The organism is Rhizobium ecuadorense (assembly GCF_001187535.1).
GTDB lineage: Bacteria > Pseudomonadota > Alphaproteobacteria > Rhizobiales > Rhizobiaceae > Rhizobium > Rhizobium ecuadorense.
In genome coordinates this window covers 1-261 of sequence record NZ_LFIO01001002.1, presented here as the reverse complement: position 1 = coordinate 261, position 261 = coordinate 1, and the positions used below count along the sequence as shown (strand labels likewise).

The window sequence follows — 261 nt, the reverse complement described above, 5'->3', positions numbered from 1 at the left end:
ACCCGCTTGGATCCGGCGAGCAGGCCTTCACGCTGCATCTTCTTTCGTGCGGCCTTGCGATGCCGACTGATCGCCTGCGCCTTTTCTCTGACACGCCGTTCGGACGGCTTTTCATAGGCGCGCCGTTCCTTCATTTCACGGAACAGTCCTTCGCGCTGCATTTTCTTTTTCAAGACCCTGAGCGCTTGATCGACATTATTGTCTCTGACGAGTACCTGCATTTCAAGTTCTCCTTGTTTGGGTGGTGCGACGATCGCAGGC

Annotated in this window: 1 protein-coding gene; it reads right to left on the bottom strand. The window is 55.6% G+C overall.

The genetic code is table 11. The annotated features are described in order from the left end of the window. Positions 1–221 (bottom strand): 30S ribosomal protein S21 (gene rpsU / locus AF337_RS18465; protein WP_049733211.1); only part of this gene is annotated, 221 nt, incomplete at its 3' end. Positions 222–261 lie beyond the last annotated feature (40 nt).